Source organism: Pseudomonas sp. SC3(2021) (assembly GCF_019856535.1).
GTDB classification, from domain to species: Bacteria; Pseudomonadota; Gammaproteobacteria; order Pseudomonadales; family Pseudomonadaceae; genus Aquipseudomonas; species Aquipseudomonas monsensis.
This window is the reverse complement of the sequence record NZ_CP082236.1, coordinates 490,530-509,869: the sequence shown is the minus strand read 5'-3', so window position 1 is coordinate 509,869 and position 19,340 is coordinate 490,530. Positions and strand designations below refer to the sequence as shown.

Genomic DNA, 19,340 nt, shown 5'->3' with positions numbered 1-19,340 from the left:
GCCGGTCGAAGTGTTTGCTTGTTTGGCCGCCTTAGCCTGACAACCCTGGAGTGTCTGGTTTGATCGTCTTCCGTTATCTGTCCCGCGAAGTCCTGTTGACCCTCAGCGCCGTGAGTGCCGTGCTGCTGGTCATCATCATGAGCGGTCGCTTCATCAAATACCTGTCCCAGGCCGCTGCCGGCCAGCTCGATCCGGGCTCGCTGTTCCTGATCATGGGCTATCGCCTGCCGGGCTTCCTGCAGCTGATCCTGCCGCTGGGCCTGTTCCTCGGGATCCTGCTGGCTTACGGTCGGTTGTACCTGGAAAGCGAAATGACCGTGCTCTCGGCCACCGGCATGAGCCAGCAGAAGCTGTTTCGCATGACCCTGTTCCCGGCCACGCTGGTCGCGCTGGTGGTGGCCTGGCTGAGCCTGGGTCTGGCCCCGCAAGGCGCCAACCAGTTCCAGTTGCTGCTGAACAAGCAGGACGCCCTGACCGAATTCGATACCCTCGAGCCGGGTCGCTTCCAGGCCCTGCGCGATGGTACCCGGGTGACCTACACCGAAACCCTGAGCGACGATCGCGTCAACCTCGGCAGTGTGTTCATCTCGCAGAAAAACCTCGGTGCCGATCAGAAGGATCGCGGTATTTCCGTGCTGGTGGCCGAGAAGGGTCGTCAGGAAGCGCGTCCGGATGGCACCCGTTACCTGATTCTCGACAATGGCTACCGCTATGACGGCAGCCCGGGTCAGGCTGATTATCGGGCGATCCACTACGAAACCTACGGCGTACAGTTGCCCAAGCCGGAAGTCAGCGAAGAGGTAACAGACCGCGATGCGATGGCGACGTCGACTCTGCTGGGCAGCGATGACATTCGCTCGAGGGCCGAGCTGCAATGGCGCCTGTCCCTGCCACTTCTGGTCTTTATCGTGACCCTGATGGCGGTGCCGCTGTCGCGCGTCAACCCGCGTCAAGGGCGTTTCCTCAAGCTGCTGCCGGCGATTCTTCTTTATATGGCTTACCTGACCATCCTGATTGCCGCTCGCGGCGCCCTTGAAAAGGGCAAGTTGCCGCCGGCCCTGGGCTTGTGGTGGGTGCACGCGATCTTCCTGGGCATTGGCCTCGGCCTGTTGTACTGGGAACCTCTGCGCCTGAAGCTGGCCAGCCGTCGTTCCGCTGCGCTGGAGGTGGCTCGTGGTTAAACTCGACCGCTACATCGGCAGCAGTGTGTTCGTGGCGATCATCGCCGTGCTGGCTATCATTCTGGGCCTGGCGACGCTGTTCGCCTTCATCGACGAGATGGGCGATGTCAGCGAAACCTACACGCTGGTCGATGTCCTGAGCTTTGTATTGCTGACCGCGCCACGCCGTCTCTACGAAATGCTGCCGATGGCAGCGTTGATCGGCTGCCTGATCGGCCTCGGCAGTCTGGCCAGCAGCAGCGAACTGACGGTCATGCGTGCGGCCGGTGTGTCCATCGGGCGCATCGTCTGGGCGGTGATGAAACCGATGTTCGTCCTGATGCTGGCGGGCGTGCTGATCGGCGAATACGTTGCGCCGGCCACCGAGAGCATGGCCCAGGCCAACCGCTCGCTGGCCCAGGGCAGCGGCGACGCGCAGAGCGCCAAGCACGGTATGTGGCACCGTCAGGGTGACGAGTTCATCCACATCAACGCCGTGCAACCCAACGGCCTGCTGTATGGCGTGACCCGTTATCAATTCGACAAGGAGCGTCATCTGCTGAGTTCGAGCTTTGCCAAAAAGGCCGAGTTCGACGGCACTTACTGGGAACTCTCCGATGTCGCGACCACTGTGTTTCATGAGCGCAGCACTGAAGTCCTGAATGCGCCGACCGAACGCTGGAATGTTGCCCTGAGCCCGCAATTGCTCAGCACCGTAGTGATGGCGCCTGAATCGCTGTCGATCAGCGGTCTGTGGGGGTACATCCACTATCTGGCCGAGCAGGGCCTGAGCAACGGTCGTTACTGGCTGGCATTTTGGGTCAAGGTGTTGCAGCCGCTGGTCACCGCCGCCCTGGTGCTGATGGCGATTTCCTTCATCTTTGGCCCGTTGCGTTCCGTGACCCTGGGCCAGCGGGTCTTCACCGGCGTGCTGGTCGGGTTTACCTTCCGCATCGTTCAGGATCTGCTGGGGCCTTCAAGCCTGGTATTCGGTTTCTCGCCGCTGTTCGCGGTGCTGGTGCCGGCCAGCGTGTGTGGGCTGGCGGGTGTCTGGCTGCTGCGACGGGCCGGTTGATGGCCCTGTTGTTGTCAGTGCCTTGACTTTGAAAACGCCTCGGTCGACAGATCGGGGCGTTTTCGTATGCAATCCGGGTGACAGGCGAACGTGACGCTTGCGTCGTGTATCAGGTACAATTCCCGGCTATTTTTCGGCGGGCCAAGCCTGCAGCCTTTTTGAGTGTTGATCCGTGAGTGATTTGAGTCATATCCGCAATTTCTCCATCATCGCCCACATTGACCATGGCAAGTCGACGCTGGCTGACCGTTTCATCCAGATGTGCGGTGGCCTGGCCGAGCGTGAAATGGAAGCCCAGGTACTGGATTCCATGGATCTGGAGCGCGAACGCGGGATCACCATCAAGGCCCACAGCGTTACCCTCTATTACAAAGCCAAAGACGGCGTTACCTACCAGCTGAACTTCATTGACACCCCGGGGCACGTCGACTTCACCTACGAAGTCAGCCGTTCCCTGGCGGCGTGTGAAGGTGCCTTGCTGGTGGTCGACGCGGGTCAGGGCGTTGAAGCCCAGTCCGTGGCCAACTGCTACACCGCCATCGAGCAGGGCCTCGAGGTCATGCCGGTGCTGAACAAGATCGACCTGCCACAGGCCGAGCCTGATCGCGTCAAAGACGAGATCGAAAAGATCATCGGCATTGACGCCACCGACGCCGTCACCTGCAGCGCCAAGACGGGCCTGGGTGTCGACGAAGTGCTCGAGCGTCTGGTCGCCACCATTCCTGCGCCGACCGGCAATATCGAAGATCCGCTGCAAGCGCTGATCATCGACTCCTGGTTCGACAACTACCTGGGCGTTGTCTCCCTGGTGCGTGTGCGGCATGGCCGCGTGAAGAAGGGCGACAAAATCCTCGTCAAGTCCACCGGTAAGGTGCACCTGGTCGACAGCGTCGGTGTGTTCAACCCGAAACACACCGCCACCGCTGACCTGAAGGCCGGCGAAGTGGGCTTCATCATCGCCAGCATCAAGGACATTCACGGTGCACCGGTCGGTGACACCCTGACCCTGAGTTCGACCCCGGATGTCCCGGTACTGCCCGGCTTCAAACGCATCCAGCCACAGGTTTACGCCGGTCTGTTCCCGGTCAGCTCCGACGACTTCGAGGACTTCCGCGAAGCCCTGCAGAAGCTGACCCTCAACGACTCGTCGCTGCAATACACCCCGGAAAGCTCCGACGCCCTGGGCTTCGGTTTCCGTTGCGGCTTCCTCGGCATGCTGCACATGGAGATCATCCAGGAGCGCCTCGAGCGCGAATACGACCTGGACCTGATCACCACGGCACCGACGGTAATTTTCGAGCTGGTGCTGAAAACCGGTGAAACGATTTACGTCGACAACCCGTCGAAGCTGCCAGACGTCTCGGCGATCGAGGACATGCGCGAGCCGATCGTGCGCGCCAACATCCTCGTGCCGCAGGAGCACCTGGGCAACGTCATCACCCTGTGCATTGAGAAGCGCGGCGTTCAAGTCGACATGCTGTTCCTCGGCAATCAGGTACAGGTCACTTACGACCTGCCGATGAACGAAGTGGTCCTGGACTTCTTTGACCGCCTCAAATCCACCAGCCGCGGCTATGCTTCGCTGGATTACCATTTCGATCGTTACCAATCGGCTAATCTGGTGAAACTGGACGTGCTGATCAACGGTGACAAGGTCGATGCTCTGGCGTTGATCGTGCACCGTGACAACTCGCACTTCAAAGGTCGCCAGTTGACCGAGAAGATGAAAGAACTGATTCCTCGTCAGATGTTCGACGTAGCGATCCAGGCCGCTATCGGTGGTCAGATCGTCGCCCGGACAACCGTCAAGGCGCTCAGAAAGAACGTATTGGCCAAATGCTACGGCGGTGACGTAAGCCGTAAGAAGAAACTGCTTGAGAAGCAAAAGGCCGGTAAGAAACGCATGAAGCAGGTCGGCAACGTGGAAATTCCACAAGAAGCCTTCCTTGCCGTGCTCAGGTTGGAATAGTCAGGTCCTATGTCACTAAATTTCCCGCTGTTGCTGGTCATCGCCGTGTTCGTCTGCGGCCTGTTGGCGTTGCTCGATCTGCTGTTCCTGGCGCCGCGTCGGCGTGCTGCCATTGCCTCTTATCAAGGCAGTGTCAGCCAGCCCGAACCCGTGGTGGTCGAAAAGCTGAACAAAGAGCCGCTGCTGGTTGAATACGGCAAGTCGTTCTTCCCGGTGTTGTTCATCGTGCTGGTGCTGCGTTCGTTCCTGGTGGAACCGTTCCAGATCCCTTCCGGTTCGATGAAGCCTACCCTGGACGTTGGCGACTTCATTCTGGTGAACAAGTTTTCTTACGGGATCCGCCTGCCGGTGATCGACAAGAAAATCATCGAAGTCGGTGATCCACAGCGTGGCGATGTCATGGTGTTCCGCTATCCAAGCGACCCGAACGTCAACTACATCAAGCGTGTAGTCGGCCTGCCGGGCGACACGGTACGTTACACCGCTGACAAGCGTCTGCTCGTCAACGGCGAGTCGATTGCCGAGCAACTGGTCGGCTCCGAGCCGGGCACGCTGGGCAGCGCAGAGCTCTACAAGGAAAAACTCGGTGCCGCCGAGCACTTGATCCGCAAGGAAATGAGCCGCTACCGCGCGACCCCGGACCGTTCGTGGACAGTGCCGGCCGGGCACTACTTCATGATGGGCGACAACCGCGACAACTCGAACGACAGTCGTTACTGGGATGATCCGAACATTCCCAAGGATCTGCTGGGCATGGTTCCCGACCAGAATATCGTCGGCAAAGCCTTCGCTGTCTGGATGAGCTGGCCGGAACCGAAACTCAGCCACCTGCCGAATTTCTCGCGGGTTGGCCTGATCAAGTAATCAATCACGGCGCTGTTGACCACAGCGCCGAATGCATTTCTGGAGTCGACACAAATCGGCGCCAGGGCATGAAGCCACGATATTCAGGACGTCATTTTTGAACACAGCGTTAATTGTCCCAGGCCTGCGCCGTACCCCGGCGATGGCGGTGGAATCCAGCCACGAACTCAGCGTGGGTAAACCGTGAGCGTTTCTCTAAGCCGTCTCGAGCGCCAGCTCGGTTACACCTTCAAGGATCAGGAGCTGATGCTCCTGGCCCTCACGCATCGCAGCTTTGCCGGGCGTAACAACGAACGCCTGGAATTCCTCGGCGATGCCATCCTCAATTTCGTCGCCGGCGAGGCGCTGTTCGATCGCTTCCCGCTGGCCCGCGAAGGCCAGTTGTCGCGTTTGCGCGCACGCCTGGTGAAAGGTGAGACGCTGGCCGTACTGGCGCGCGGTTTTGACCTTGGCGATTACTTGCGACTGGGATCCGGTGAGTTGAAAAGCGGCGGCTTCCGTCGCGAGTCGATTCTGGCCGATGCCCTCGAAGCCTTGATCGGTGCGATCTATCTCGACGCCGGCATGGAAATGGCGCGCGAACGCGTTCTGGCCTGGCTGGCTGGCGAGTTCGAAGGCCTGACGCTGGTCGACACCAACAAGGATCCCAAGACCCGCCTGCAGGAACATCTGCAATCGCGTGGTTGCGAACTGCCACGCTACGAAGTGGTGGATATCCAGGGTGAACCGCACTGCCGAACCTTCTTCGTCGAATGCGAAGTGGTCTTACTGAATGAAAAAAGCCGGGGTCAGGGTGTAAGCCGTCGCATTGCCGAACAGGTAGCGGCCGCCGCAGCACTGATTGCCCTGGGCGTGGAGAATGGCAATGACTGATACAAACGCAACTCGCTGTGGCTACGTTGCCATCGTCGGCCGTCCCAACGTCGGCAAGTCGACGCTGCTGAACCACATCCTCGGCCAGAAGCTGGCGATCACCTCGCGCAAGCCGCAGACCACCCGTCACAACATGCTCGGAATCAAGACCGAGGGTGACGTGCAGGCGATCTACGTCGACACCCCCGGCATGCACAAGGGTGGCGAAAAGGCCCTGAACCGCTACATGAACAAGACCGCTTCGGCGGCGTTGAAAGACGTCGACGTGGTGATCTTCGTGGTCGACCGCACCAAGTGGACCGAAGAAGACCAGATGGTCCTGGAGCGCGTGCAGTACGTGACCGGCCCGCTGATCGTTGCGCTGAACAAGACCGACCGCATCGAAGACAAGGCCGAGCTGATGCCGCACCTGTCGTGGTTGCAGGAACAGCTGCCGAACGCGCAGATCATCCCGATTTCCGCGCAGCACGGGCATAACCTCGAAGCGCTGGAAAAGGTCATTGCCGATCATCTGCCGGAGAACGATCACTTCTTCCCGGAAGACCAGATCACCGACCGCAGCAGCCGTTTCCTCGCCGCCGAACTGGTGCGCGAGAAAATCATGCGCCAGATGGGCGCCGAGCTGCCGTACCAGATCACCGTCGAGATCGAAGAGTTCAAGCAGCAGGGCAAAACCCTGCACATTCACGCGCTGATCCTCGTTGAGCGTGACGGACAGAAGAAGATCATCATTGGCGACAAGGGCGAGCGCATCAAACGCATCGGCACCGAAGCGCGCAAGGACATGGAGCTGCTGTTCGACTCCAAGATCATGCTCAACCTGTGGGTCAAGGTGAAGGGCGGCTGGTCCGACGACGAGCGTGCACTGCGTTCGCTGGGTTACGGCGACCTATAATCACCGATCCAGAGAACACCGATACCCACTGTGGGAGCGAGCTTGCTCGCGAAGAGGATGTAACATTCAGCATTGATGTTGACTGTCACACCGAATTCGCGAGCAAGCTCGCTCCCACATTGGTTTTTGGGGTGAATATAAAGCCGCGTTTTTATCAATGAGAGCTCCATGTCCTCAACACCACCTCCCGCCCAACCCGCCTACGTCCTGCACAGTCGGGCCTACCGCGAAACCAGCGCCTTGGTGGATTTCCTCACGCCCCAAGGGCGGCTGCGGGCGGTGTTGCGCAGTGCACGGGGCAAGGCCGGGACGCTGGCGCGGCCGTTCGTGCCGCTGGAAGTGGAGTTTCGTGGCAAGGGTGAACTGAAGAATGTCGGGCGCATGGAAAGTGCTGGCAATGCGACCTGGATGGTCGGCGAGGCGCTGTTCAGCGGCCTCTATCTCAACGAATTGCTGATCCGTCTGCTGCCGGCTGAAGATCCGCACCCTGGCGTGTTCGATCATTACGCGGCGACCTTATTGGCTCTGGCCGAGGGCCGACCGCTGGAGCCGTTGCTGCGCTCCTTCGAGTGGCGGTTGCTCGACGATCTCGGTTACGGCTTTGCCCTGAACACCGACATCCATGGCGAGTCTGTCGCGCCAGACGGTCTCTATCGTCTGCAGGTCGATGCCGGTCTTGAGCGAGTCTTTCTGTTGCAGCCAGGCCTGTTCAACGGCACCGAGCTGCTGGCCATGGCCGAAGCCGACTGGTCCGCCCCCGGCGCACTGTCTGCCGCCAAGCGCTTGATGCGTCAGGCACTGGCGGTGCATCTGGGCGGCCGTCCGCTCGTGAGTCGCGAACTGTTTCGCAAGCCCTGATCACCCCGTATGCTGTGCGCCGAATCTCTCATTTCAGGAGCGCACCCGTGACCACCAGCAATCGCATTCTTCTTGGCGTGAACATCGACCACGTCGCCACCCTGCGTCAGGCCCGTGGCACGCGCTACCCGGACCCGGTCAAGGCGGCACTGGACGCGGAAGAGGCGGGCGCCGACGGCATCACCGTGCACCTGCGCGAAGACCGCCGGCACATTCAGGAGCGCGATGTCTTGCTGCTCAAGGACGTGCTGCAGACCCGCATGAACTTCGAAATGGGTGTCACCGAAGAAATGATGGCGTTCGCTGAGCGCATCCGCCCGGCGCATATTTGCCTGGTGCCGGAAACCCGTCAGGAGCTGACCACCGAAGGCGGTCTGGATGTAGCGGGGCAGGAGGAACGCATCAAGGCAGCGGTTGAGCGTCTGTCGAAGATGGGGAGCGAAGTGTCGCTGTTCATTGATGCCGACGAGCGTCAGATTGCCGCGTCGAAGCGCGTTGGCGCACCGGCCATCGAACTGCACACCGGGCGTTATGCCGATGCCGAAACACCGACCGACGTCGCTGAAGAATTGAAGCGGGTGGCGGACGGTGTGGCGTTTGGTCTGGCGCAGGGCCTGATCGTCAACGCTGGGCATGGCCTGCACTATCACAACGTTGAAGCCGTGGCAGCGATCAAGGGTATCAACGAACTGAACATCGGCCATGCGCTGGTGGCACATGCGTTGTTCGTCGGCTTCAAGTCCGCTGTGTCCGAGATGAAAGCGCTGATTCTGGCTGCCGCCAAGCACTAAGCAACCACACACAACACCTGTAGGTGCGAGCAGGCTCACGCCTACAATTGATTTGGGGTGTTGGTTAAAGCGGGGCAGGCTCTTGAGCCGGTTTGGATTTGTCGATCCCCGGCACGTGCAGATTGCCCTCGGCCACCTGGTCGCCTTCAAGCTGCGGCTGGGTCACCCAGGTGAGGATGTCGTAGTAGCGACGGATGTTCGCCACGAAATGCACTGGCTCGCCACCGCGAGCGTAACCGTAGCGGGTCTTGCTGTACCACTGCTTCTGCGACAGGCGCGGCAGGATCTTCTTCACATCCAGCCATTTATCCGGGTTCAACCCTTCCTTGGCCGTCAGTTTGCGTGCGTCATCGAGGTGACCGCTGCCGACGTTGTACGCCGCCAGTGCAAACCAGGTGCGGTCCGGTTCCTTGATCGAATCGTCGAGCTGATCCTTCATATACGCCAGGTACTTGGCGCCGCCCATGATGCTCTGCTTCGGATCGAGGCGGTTGGACACGCCCATCGCCTGCGCCGTGTTCTGGGTCAGCATCATCAACCCGCGCACTCCGGTCTTGGATGTGACGGCCGGTTGCCACAGCGATTCCTGATAACCAATGGCCGCCAGCAGGCGCCAGTCGACTTTCTCTTTTTTCGCGTAGTTCTTGAAGTGTTGCTCGTACTTGGGCAGGCGCTGCTGCAAGTGCTGGGCGAACGTGGTGGCGCCCATGTAGCCGAGGACATCGACGTGGCCGTAATAACGGTCTTTCAGGCGCTGCAAGGTGCCGTTCTTCTGCACCTTGTCGAGGTAGGCGTTGATCTCGTTGAGCAGGCTGTTGTCTTCGCCGGCGGCCACTGCCCAGCTCTGGCTGCGCGCGTCGCCGAGGTCGAAGGCCACGCGGATGTTGGTGAAGTACACCTGGTTCATCGCCACTTCATTGGAATCGACCAGTGTCAGGTCGATCTGACCTTCATCGACCATGCGCAACAGATCGACCACTTCCACCGCGTCGGATTCTTCGTACTCGATACCGGGAAATTTCTTTTTCAGTTCGGCCAGTTGTTCGGCGTGGGTGCTGCCCTTGAGCACCATGATCTTCTTGCCGACCAGATCGCCGGGATCGGTCGGCCGCGACTGGCCGTTGCGATAAATGATCTGCGGGGTGACTTCGAGGTAGGCGTGGGAGAACCGCACCTGCTTCTTGCGATTTTCACTGCTGACCAGGCCGGCCGCTGCCAGTACCGGGCCGTTCGGTTTACCGATCTGGTCGAACAAGTCGTCGAGGTTGTCGGCGGTCTCGATCTTCAGCTCGACCCCCAAATCGTCGGCGAAGCGCTTCACCAGCTCGTATTCGAAGCCGGTTTCACCGCTGCGATCCTGAAAGTAGGTGGCGGGGCTGTTACGGGTAATCACCCGCAGCACACCATCCTCCTTTACGCGCTCGAGTGTGTTGGGTTTATCAACACAACCACCGAGCATCAGGAAGAGTCCGGTTGCGATCAGCCATTTGGCGTACCGCGGACGCAAAGCCGTTGGGAAAAACATCTGCGCAGTATACGCAAACGGCTGCGGGCGCCATATCTCGACAGTGAAGGGCTTGTCTGCTAGAGATCACAAAACCGGACGAAACCCCGCAGAAATGGGGCTCAAGGGCATTTTGTTACAGTAAAAATAAGCCGGCGTTGCCAAGTCGATAAATCTGACTTCAAAGGCAGAAACACAGATTGATACCCGAGTGCAACCGTGCGTAGCGTTTCGGGTGATGTTGAGGGCGGTTTAGGCTAGAATGCACGGCCTCAAAGCACACCCCTTCCCGAGGCTGTCCCGAAGATGTTGATCCTGCGCGGCGCTCCTGCCCTTTCTGCCTTTCGCCACAGCAAACTCCTTGAGCAACTGAGCCAGAAGGTTCCAGCTGTCAGTGGCCTGTATGCTGAATTCGCTCACTTCGCCGAAGTCACCGGCGTCCTGACCGGCGACGAACAGCAGGTGCTTGCGCGCCTTCTGAAGTACGGTCCAAGCGTTCCGGTACAAGAGCCGACCGGCCGTCTGTTTCTGGTGTTGCCGCGTTTCGGCACCATCTCGCCATGGTCGAGCAAGGCCAGCGACATCGCCCGCAACTGCGGCCTGAGCAAGATCCAGCGCTTGGAGCGCGGCATCGCGTTCTACGTGGCCGGCCAGTTCAGCGACACCGAAGCGCAGCAGATTGCCGACGTGCTGCATGACCGCATGACCCAGATTGTCCTGGGCAATCTGGAACAGGCCGCCGGTCTGTTCAGCCACGCCGAACCGAAGCCGCTGACCGCGATCGACATCCTTGGTGGCGGCCGCGCCGCGCTGGAAAAGGCCAACACCGAGCTGGGCCTGGCCCTGGCCGAAGACGAGATCGACTATCTGGTCAACGCCTTCAACGGTCTCAAGCGCAACCCGCACGACATCGAACTGATGATGTTCGCCCAGGCCAACTCCGAGCACTGCCGCCACAAGATCTTCAACGCCAGTTGGGATATTGACGGAGAGAGCCAGGAAAAAAGCCTGTTCGGCATGATCAAGAACACCTATCAGATGCACAACGAAGGCGTGTTGTCCGCTTATAAGGACAACGCTTCGGTGATCGTCGGCAACGTCGCCGGCCGCTTCTTCCCGGATCCGGAAACCCGCCAGTACGGCGCGGTGCAGGAGCCGGTGCACATCCTGATGAAGGTTGAAACCCACAACCACCCGACTGCGATTGCCCCGTTCCCGGGCGCATCCACCGGTTCCGGTGGCGAGATCCGCGACGAAGGTGCAACCGGTCGCGGCGCCAAGCCAAAGGCCGGCCTGACCGGTTTCACCGTATCGAACTTGCAAATCCCGGGCTTCGAACAGCCGTGGGAAGTGCCGTACGGCAAGCCGGAGCGCATCGTTACCGCACTGGACATCATGATCGAGGGCCCGCTCGGCGGCGCCGCGTTCAACAACGAATTCGGCCGTCCGGCCCTGACCGGCTACTTCCGTACCTTCGAACAGTCGATCACCACCCCGCACGGTGACGAGGTTCGCGGTTACCACAAGCCGATCATGTTGGCCGGCGGCATGGGCAACATCCGCGAAGAACACGTCAAGAAAGGCGAGATCGTGGTCGGCTCCAAGCTGATCGTGCTCGGCGGCCCGGCGATGCTCATCGGTCTGGGTGGCGGCGCCGCTTCTTCCATGGCCACTGGCACCAGCTCGGCAGATCTGGACTTCGCTTCCGTACAGCGTGAAAACCCTGAAATGGAGCGTCGCTGCCAGGAAGTCATCGACCGTTGCTGGCAGCTGGGCGACAAGAACCCGATCAGCTTCATCCACGACGTGGGTGCGGGCGGTCTGTCCAACGCCTTCCCGGAACTGGTCAACGACGGCGACCGCGGTGGCCGTTTCGAACTGCGCAATATTCCAAACGACGAGCCGGGCATGGCCCCGCACGAAATCTGGTCCAACGAATCCCAGGAGCGTTACGTTCTGGCGGTCGGCCCTGAAGACTTCGAGCGCTTCCAGGCGATCTGCGAACGCGAGCGCTGCCCGTTTGCAGTAGTCGGTGAAGCCACCGCCGAACCGCAACTGACCGTGACCGACAGCCACTTCGGCAACAACCCGGTGGACATGCCACTGGAAGTGTTGCTGGGCAAAGCCCCGCGCATGCACCGTTCGGTGGTTCGTGAAGCAGAACTGGGCGATGACTTCGATCCGTCGAACCTCGACATCAGCGAGTCCATCGAGCGCGTTCTGCATCACCCGGCCGTGGCGAGCAAGAGCTTCCTGATCACCATCGGCGACCGCACCATCACCGGCCTCGTGGCCCGTGACCAGATGGTTGGCCCATGGCAGGTTCCGGTGGCCGACGTTGCCGTCACCGCCACCAGCTTCGACGTCTACACCGGTGAAGCGATGGCGATGGGCGAGCGCACTCCGCTGGCTCTGCTGGACGCTCCGGCGTCGGGCCGCATGGCCATCGGCGAAACCCTGACCAACATTGCCGCTTCGCGCATCAACAAGATCTCCGACATCAAACTGTCGGCGAACTGGATGTCCGCTGCCGGCCACCCGGGCGAAGACGCGCGTCTGTACGACACCGTGAAAGCGGTCGGCATGGAACTGTGCCCTGAGCTGGGCATCACCATCCCGGTGGGCAAGGACTCAATGTCCATGGCCACCCGCTGGAACGATAACGGCGAAGAAAAAACCGTGACCTCGCCGATGTCGCTGATCGTGACCGGTTTCGCGCCAGTGGCTGACATTCGTCAGACCCTGACCCCGGAACTGCGCATGGACAAGGGCACCACCGACCTGATCCTGATCGACCTCGGTCGCGGCCAGAACCGTATGGGCGCCTCGATCCTTGCACAGGTTCACGGCAAGCTTGGCAAACACGCGCCGGACGTCGATGACGCCGAAGACCTGAAAGCCTTCTTCGCGGTGATTCAGGGCCTCAACGCCGACGGTCACCTGCTGGCTTACCACGACCGTTCCGACGGTGGTCTGCTGACCTCCGTGGTGGAAATGGCCTTTGCCGGCCACTGCGGTCTGAGCCTGAACCTCGACAGCGTTGCCGAGTCCTCGGCAGAGATCGCCGCGATCCTGTTCAACGAAGAACTGGGCGCCGTGATCCAGGTTCGTCAGGACGCAACGCCAGACATCCTCGCGCAATTCAGCGCGGCCGGTCTGGGCGACTGCGTGTCGGTGATCGGTCAGCCGATGAACAATGGCCAGATCAATATCACCTTCAACGGTGACACCGTGTTCGAAGGCCAGCGTCGTCTGCTGCAACGTCAGTGGGCCGAGACCAGCTACCAGATCCAGCGTCTGCGTGACAACGCCGACTGCGCCGAGCAAGAATTCGACGTGCTGCTGGAAGAAGACAACCCGGGCCTGAGCGTCAAGCTGAGCTACGACGTCAACCAGGACATCGCCGCGCCTTACATCAAGAAAGGCATCCGCCCACAGGTGGCCGTGCTGCGTGAGCAGGGCGTCAACGGTCAGGTGGAAATGGCCGCCGCGTTCGATCGTGCCGGTTTCAACGCGATCGACGTGCACATGAGCGACATTCTCGCTGGCCGTGTCGACCTGAACGAGTTCAAAGGTCTGGTGGCTTGCGGTGGTTTCTCCTACGGCGACGTGCTCGGCGCCGGCGAAGGCTGGGCCAAATCGGCACTGTTCAACAGCCGCGCCCGCGATGCGTTCCAGGGCTTCTTCGAGCGTAACGACAGCTTCACCCTCGGCGTGTGCAACGGTTGCCAGATGATGTCCAACCTGCACGAGCTGATTCCGGGCAGCGAGTTCTGGCCGCACTTCGTGCGTAACCGTTCCGAGCAGTTCGAAGCGCGTGTAGCGATGGTGCAGATCCAGGAATCGAACTCGATCTTCCTGCAGGGCATGGCCGGCTCGCGTATGCCGATCGCCATCGCTCACGGTGAAGGGCATGCCGAGTTCTCCAGCGAAGAAGCACTGCTGGAAGCCGATCTGTCGGGTTGCGTGGCGATGCGTTTCGTCGACAACCACGGCAAGGTCACCGAAGCCTACCCGGCCAACCCGAACGGTTCGCCGCGCGGGATCACCGGCCTCACCAGCCGCGACGGTCGCGTGACGATCATGATGCCGCACCCGGAGCGTGTGTTCCGCGCGGTGCAGAACTCGTGGCGTTCGGAAGACTGGACCGAGGATGCTCCTTGGATGCGCATGTTCCGTAACGCGCGCGTCTGGGTGAACTAAGGCCTGTGTACAAGCTGGCGTTTTTTGTTCCTGACAGTCATGTCGAGGTGGTCAAAGGGGCTGTGTTCGCTGCCGGTGGTGGGCGGATCGGTGACTATGACCACTGTGCTTGGCAGGTGCTTGGGTCTGGCCAGTTTCGACCGTTGGACGGCAGTCAGCCGTTCATTGGCGAGGCGGGGCAGGTTGAGCGGGTTGAGGAATGGAAGGTTGAGCTTGTGGTGGCGGATGAGTTGATCGTGGCTGTTGTGGCGGCGTTGAAGCTCAGTCATCCGTACGAGACGCCGGCTTATGAGGTGTGGCGGCTGGAAGATTTCTGATCTTTCTTGCTGCTTAAACAGGAAACCCGCAGATGAGTGATTGTCTGCGGGTTTTTTGTTGCCTGCGATTTGGAGGGCGACTTCATTCCACTGTGGGAGCTGGCTTGCCAGCGATGGCGCCCTTATAGGCGACCATGCTCTGGCTGACTCGGTGAATATCCGTTTCTTCGGGTGCTGCGGCTGGCGGTTCCGCCCTTACGGCGGGTCACTTTTTACAGACGCCTAAAAAGTAACCAAAAACGCTTGCCCCAACGTTCGGCCCACTCGCTGAGGCTCGGGGTTCCTTCGCTCCGGGATTGATCCGGGCGCATCGCCTCCGGTTTGCTTCGCTGCACCTCCTCTCGATGTGTTCGACTTCGTCGAACGGTCGCTGCGCTCCCACTCCCGGATAAATCCCTCCACTCAGCCTGCCGACGGGGCCGGTGGATCAAGATCAAGAGCAGGCGAGCTGACACTCGGCCTATTGAGTGGTGAAGAGCGGGTGTTCGGCGTTGGTTTTGTGGTGGATCCGCCCCTCATCGGAACGCCACCCCCCAGCCCTCTCCTGAGGGAGAGGGGGCCGATTTTTGGGCTTTTCAGGATCTGAATTCGACTCGGTATTTCACGTCGGCGTACATCCACCAAACACCTCGGTCAGTCCCCTCTCCTCTGGGTGAGGGGAGGGTGAGGGGCTTTTGATCTGTTTCAGAATCTGAATTCGACTCGGTATTTCACGTCGGCGTACATCCACCAAACACCTCGGTCAGTCCCTTCTCCTCTGGGTGAGGGGAGGGTGAGGGGCTTTTGATCTGTTTCAGAATCTGAATTCGACTCGGTATTTCACGTCGGCGTACATCCACCAAACACCTCGGTCAGTCCCTTCTCCTCTGGGTGAGGGGAGGGTGAGGGGCTTTTGATCTGTTTCAGAATCTGAATTCGACTCGGTATTTCACGTCGGCGTACATCCACCAAACACCTCGGTCAGTCCCCTCTCCCTCTGGGAGAGGGCTAGGGTGAGGGTTTGCTTTTGTCTGTTTAATCATGTGTCGAATAACCAGAACCTTCCCACAAAGTTTTCAGGTTGTCCGTCGGACGTCGGGTCTCTAGGCTTTGTCTGTCGCTGCCAATTCAGCGACCGGGCGTGAGATCCCCGGAATGCTTGCAACTAGCGCCAACACCACGATAATTGGCGCCAGCTCAATCTGCTGCCTGTTTTATGGCGGCTGTGTGCGGGCAGACTTCGGTCTGGCCGGTTGCCTGCTCCGGTGGATCTCACCCTGCACATAGCTGCCACCTCTTCGCCGCGTGAGATCCGGCGAACGATGGCATCGTCACTTGCAGTAGCAGGAGTTGAACTTTGGACAAGCTGATCCCCGACCCACCCCACGAAACCACCACCCCACTCGAAGAAGCCCTCCGCGCCGAAGACCTGGCCCGAAACCGCGAAGCCATCAAACGCGCCCTCGACTTCTACCTGTGCCCCGAACCCGCAAAGCCCTGCCGACCGAGCACCATGTTCATGGTCCGCCCAGAGGTCGACACCGAAAGCCTGCTCGCCCACGCCTGTGAGTCATTAGCCTCGGCAAGCACCGCCGCCAGCAACTTCGCCAATGAGCTAAGCGGTTCGCAGCGCAGCACGGTATTAGGCATCCAGCAAATCGTCATGCTCGCCGAACTGGCGGTAAATCGAGCGCTGGATCGAGTCGACCCACAAACCTGACGTCCGCGTCATCGTTCATCGCCAGCAGGCTGGCTCCCACAATTGAAACGCACTCCCTTGTGGGAGCTGGCTTGCCAGCGATGAGGCATTAACAGGCGTCAGACGAGTTTCAGAGCGCAATCAAACCGGGGAATTTTCCTACCACTCTTTCAGGTTGTCCCTCGGAAGTCGCATCCATACCTTGATCTGTCTCTGGCAAACAGCGAGCAGGGCAACAAGTTGCGTCGCTTTAGCCATCGACATGACTCTGAGGTTCAAAAATGGAATTGCTGCCCGTAGTCACTCCCCGTATCAACACGAATACTGCATTGGGGAAGGCATTGGTTTCGATGTTCAAATCAGTCGAAGCAGAATTGACGCAGGAAAATGCCGATCCGGGGGCAGTCAAAATCATCGTCTTTGGTGGTTGCGCCGTACATCTCTACACAAATCATCGTATTTCCATGGATGTCGATGCGGAGATTTATGAAGCTTGCCTTCCGCCAGGGTTCGACCTTCAAGCGCTTCTTGCTCAAGTTCCGGAGCCTTTTATCGACGAACGCTCCGCTCGAGTGATGGAGCTGAACTACGACCTTCAATACAACACTAGTTTTGGCCCGATCCATGAAGACTACTGGGTGCGAAGTATTCCCATGACTGAGTTTTCGGAGACGTCCCCGCTACAGATTCACATCGCTGCTCCGGTGGATATTGCAATTACAAAACTTGGCAGGGCTACCGATCACGACGTTGCGGACATCAAGGCGCTTCTTAGAGCTGGTTTCATTCTGACGAGTGATTTCCGGCGTCTGGCATTGCAAGCAATTGATGTATATGTTGGCAACAAAGAGCAACCTGCCTCAGTGCTCTTCAATATCTTGCAGGACTACCTGGAGGAACCAGATGTCGAACTCTCTTGATGATCATGTCCTTTCTTCGGCATTGGATACGTTGGTCAGAAGACCGCTGGATCAAGCGGATGGGACGGCGCTGGTCGATGCAGCCAAAGAGGTCTGGTATTCAAAATCCGATCTTGAGAGTGAGATATCAACATTTCTCAAGTTTCACAGCGATGAAGTCGAGCTGCGGCGAGCGGCTTATCTGCTGGAGCGATTTACGCGTTTCGCATGTGTATCGGATAGCCGCGTGTTGGAAACGCTCCATGCACTCGAGCTTTTCAACGCCAAAACACCCAAGCAACACGTCGTTTCTCAACCAGCTGTTTTATTACGCAATCGCCGCGACGAGTTGGCGGTTGCTTGGGGTTTGACGGAAAGTCTGGGTTTGAAGATTCAGGCGCTCATGTCGTACCAGACTCGGCATTACGAGGCGGAACAGCGCGCAAGAATGCCCTGAACTTGAGCAGCATGAAAAAACCCGGCCAACGCCGGGTTTTTTGTATCAGTTATTTCGAGTAGAGCCTGATGCAAAGGCTCAGACCTTGGCACTGACCTCACTGCGATTGACCAACACCTCAATCGCCCCGCTCAAACTCGCCGCCTTATCCCCCACCAGCAAATGCCAAACCCCACCCTCCAACTGGCTGACACCCTGACAACCCAGCTCTTTCAGTTGCGCCTCGGACAACGCCTTGCCATCCGCCAACAGCAAGCGAATCCGGCTCATGGCAATGCAATCCAGTTGCAGCACGTTGTCGCCACCACCCAGCGCATTCAGCCATTGCTGAGCTTCGGTGCCTGCGACCACAACCGCTTTCGGCTCTTCGACAACCGCAACAGGTTCAGCAAGAACCGCACGCCCCAAGGCCGGCATCGCCAGGCGAATCTCATCAGCAATGCTGTCGGCCAGCGGACCGACCACCACCTGCAAACTGCCACCCTTGCCCGGACGCACAACGGCCATCGCACCCAATGCTTTCAGGTCTGCATCGGACGCCTTGTTGCGATCCACCATTTCCAGTCGCAACCGCGTAGTGCAGGCACCGACAGTCACAAGGTTGTTTGCACCCCCGAGTGCCTTGATGTAAGCCCCGGCGCGTTCGTTTTCCGCGAAAACCGCTTTTTCAGCCGTCGCCACATCCTCACGCCCCGGCGTCTTCAAATTGAAGCGACGAATGCAGAAATCAAACACCGCGTAATACACCACGGCGTAAGCCAGCCCGACTGGAATCACCAACCAGCCATTGGTCGAGCGCCCCCAACCCAGCACCATGTCGATGAAGCCGCCAGAGAAGGTAAAACCCAAATGGATGTTCAGCGCATTGGTGATCGCCATCGACAACCCGGTCAGCAGCGCATGCAGCAGATACAGCAGCGGCGCCAAAAACATGAAGGCGAATTCGATCGGCTCGGTCACCCCGGTCAGGAATGATGTCAGCGCCATCGACAGGAAGATCCCGCCCATGACCTTGCGCCGCTCCGGCAGGGCGTTGCGGTACATCGCCAGACACGCGGCGGGCAGGCCGAAGATCATCATCGGGAACATGCCGGTCATGAACTGGCCGCCCTTCGGGTCGCCGGCGAAGTAGCGCGACAGGTCACCCGTCACCAGAGCACCGGTCGTTGGATCGGTGAAGTTGCCGAACACGAACCACGCCATGTTGTTGAGGATGTGGTGCAGGCCAGTAACGATCAGCAGGCGGTTGAACACGCCAAACACGAACGCGCCGATGCTGCCGCTTTCCATCATCAGCGCACCGAAGGCATTGATGCCGTGCTGGATCGGCGGCCAGATGTAGCCGAACACCACGCCCAAACCGACGGCGGCGAAGCCAGTGACAATCGGCACAAACCGCCGGCCACCGAAGAACGCCAGGTATTCCGGCAGCTTGATGTCCTTGAAGCGGTTGTACAGCGCGCCGGCCATCAGGCCGCTGACGATCCCGGCGAGCATGCCCATGTTGATGCTCGCGTCGAGCACCTTGAGCGTGGAGATCATCACCAGATAACCGATCACCCCGGCCAGACCGGCGGTGCCGTTGTTGTCCTTGGCGAAACCGACGGCGATGCCGATGGCGAAGATCATCGCCAGGTTGGCGAAGATCACTTGCCCGGCGTCGTGGATGATCGCGATGTTCAGCAGGTCGGTGTCACCCAGACGCAGCAGCAGACCGGCAATCGGCAGGATCGCGATCGGCAGCATCAGCGCGCGGCCGAGGCGCTGCAGGCCTTCGATGAAGAGTTGATACATGGT

At 59.6% G+C, this 19,340-nt stretch carries 15 protein-coding genes; 13 read left to right on the top strand and 2 right to left on the bottom strand.

Translation table 11 applies throughout. From position 1 onward, the window contains the following. Positions 1-59 precede the first annotated feature (59 nt). The 8 genes from lptF to pdxJ all read left to right on the top strand — a co-directional run bounded on the left by lptF (position 60) and on the right by pdxJ (position 8,485). Positions 60-1,181, top strand: coding sequence for an LPS export ABC transporter permease LptF (lptF, locus tag K5Y35_RS02410; protein ID WP_222833600.1), 1,122 nt, complete (start codon positions 60-62; stop codon positions 1,179-1,181). Next, positions 1,174-2,235, top strand: coding sequence for an LPS export ABC transporter permease LptG (lptG, locus tag K5Y35_RS02405; RefSeq protein ID WP_123464895.1), 1,062 nt, complete (start codon positions 1,174-1,176; stop codon positions 2,233-2,235). Before lptF ends, lptG begins: the two co-directional genes overlap by 8 nt. A 172-nt stretch (positions 2,236-2,407) precedes the next feature. Then, the gene (gene lepA / locus K5Y35_RS02400) at positions 2,408-4,204 is read left to right on the top strand and encodes a translation elongation factor 4 (protein ID WP_085608162.1); all 1,797 of its coding nucleotides are present in this window, start codon (positions 2,408-2,410) and stop codon (positions 4,202-4,204) included. Positions 4,205-4,213: 9 nt separating this feature from the next. Next, positions 4,214-5,068: a signal peptidase I gene (gene lepB / locus K5Y35_RS02395; protein ID WP_123464897.1), complete on the top strand. Its 855-nt coding sequence runs from the start codon at positions 4,214-4,216 to the stop codon at positions 5,066-5,068. Between the two features lie 183 nt (positions 5,069-5,251). Next, complete coding sequence (gene rnc, locus K5Y35_RS02390) at positions 5,252-5,941, top strand: ribonuclease III (protein ID WP_123464899.1); 690 nt, start codon at positions 5,252-5,254, stop codon at positions 5,939-5,941. Further along, entirely contained in the window at positions 5,934-6,836 is a 903-nt protein-coding gene (era, locus tag K5Y35_RS02385; RefSeq protein WP_064586098.1) for a GTPase Era, read from the top strand. The genes rnc and era overlap by 8 nt, the downstream gene beginning before the upstream one ends. Positions 6,837-7,004: 168 nt before the next feature. Continuing rightward, positions 7,005-7,694 carry a DNA repair protein RecO gene (gene recO / locus K5Y35_RS02380; protein WP_123464903.1) on the top strand — a complete coding sequence of 230 codons (690 nt, stop codon included), beginning with the start codon at positions 7,005-7,007 and terminating at the stop codon, positions 7,692-7,694. A 47-nt stretch (positions 7,695-7,741) separates the two neighbouring features. Beyond that, on the top strand, positions 7,742-8,485 hold the full coding sequence (pdxJ, locus tag K5Y35_RS02375) for a pyridoxine 5'-phosphate synthase (protein ID WP_222833599.1): 744 nt from the start codon (positions 7,742-7,744) through the stop codon (positions 8,483-8,485). A gap of 64 nt (positions 8,486-8,549) precedes the next feature. Here pdxJ and mltF read toward each other — a convergent pair whose 3' ends face one another. After that, a complete protein-coding gene (gene mltF / locus K5Y35_RS02370; protein ID WP_222833598.1) occupies positions 8,550-10,010 on the bottom strand; it encodes a membrane-bound lytic murein transglycosylase MltF in 1,461 nt (486 codons plus the stop codon). Between the two features lie 285 nt (positions 10,011-10,295). Between mltF and purL the strand changes: the two genes are divergently transcribed. From purL to K5Y35_RS02345, 5 genes are all read left to right on the top strand, one after another. Beyond that, positions 10,296-14,192 (top strand): phosphoribosylformylglycinamidine synthase, encoded by a 3,897-nt coding sequence (purL, locus tag K5Y35_RS02365; protein ID WP_123464910.1) that lies wholly within the window; start codon positions 10,296-10,298, stop codon positions 14,190-14,192. A 5-nt stretch (positions 14,193-14,197) separates the two neighbouring features. Continuing rightward, complete coding sequence (locus tag K5Y35_RS02360; RefSeq protein ID WP_095050948.1) at positions 14,198-14,509, top strand: YqfO family protein; 312 nt, start codon at positions 14,198-14,200, stop codon at positions 14,507-14,509. A gap of 1,336 nt (positions 14,510-15,845) precedes the next feature. Beyond that, a complete protein-coding gene (locus K5Y35_RS02355; protein WP_222833597.1) occupies positions 15,846-16,208 on the top strand; it encodes a DUF6124 family protein in 363 nt (120 codons plus the stop codon). A gap of 260 nt (positions 16,209-16,468) precedes the next feature. Then, entirely contained in the window at positions 16,469-17,107 is a 639-nt protein-coding gene (locus tag K5Y35_RS02350) for a DUF6036 family nucleotidyltransferase (RefSeq protein ID WP_222833596.1), read from the top strand. Next, entirely contained in the window at positions 17,091-17,543 is a 453-nt protein-coding gene (locus tag K5Y35_RS02345) for a hypothetical protein (RefSeq protein ID WP_222833595.1), read from the top strand. Before K5Y35_RS02350 ends, K5Y35_RS02345 begins: the two co-directional genes overlap by 17 nt. A gap of 78 nt (positions 17,544-17,621) precedes the next feature. Here the strand turns inward: K5Y35_RS02345 and nagE are convergent, their stop codons facing one another. Then, positions 17,622-19,337, bottom strand: coding sequence for an N-acetylglucosamine-specific PTS transporter subunit IIBC (nagE, locus tag K5Y35_RS02340; protein WP_222833594.1), 1,716 nt, complete (start codon positions 19,335-19,337; stop codon positions 17,622-17,624). Between the last annotated feature and the right edge of the window lie 3 nt (positions 19,338-19,340).

What these genes read in the sequence shown, in the direction of transcription:
- mltF (WP_222833598.1), bottom strand. Translation starts at nt 10,010, where the DNA reads ATGTTTTTCCCAACGGCTTTGCGTCCGCGGTACGCCAAATGGCTGATC.
- recO (WP_123464903.1), top strand. Translation starts at nt 7,005, where the DNA reads ATGTCCTCAACACCACCTCCCGCCCAACCCGCCTACGTCCTGCACAGT.
- lepB (WP_123464897.1), top strand. Translation starts at nt 4,214, where the DNA reads ATGTCACTAAATTTCCCGCTGTTGCTGGTCATCGCCGTGTTCGTCTGC.
- nagE (WP_222833594.1), bottom strand. Translation starts at nt 19,337, where the DNA reads ATGTATCAACTCTTCATCGAAGGCCTGCAGCGCCTCGGCCGCGCGCTG.
- era (WP_064586098.1), top strand. Translation starts at nt 5,934, where the DNA reads ATGACTGATACAAACGCAACTCGCTGTGGCTACGTTGCCATCGTCGGC.
- K5Y35_RS02345 (WP_222833595.1), top strand. Translation starts at nt 17,091, where the DNA reads ATGTCGAACTCTCTTGATGATCATGTCCTTTCTTCGGCATTGGATACG.
- K5Y35_RS02350 (WP_222833596.1), top strand. Translation starts at nt 16,469, where the DNA reads ATGGAATTGCTGCCCGTAGTCACTCCCCGTATCAACACGAATACTGCA.
- purL (WP_123464910.1), top strand. Translation starts at nt 10,296, where the DNA reads ATGTTGATCCTGCGCGGCGCTCCTGCCCTTTCTGCCTTTCGCCACAGC.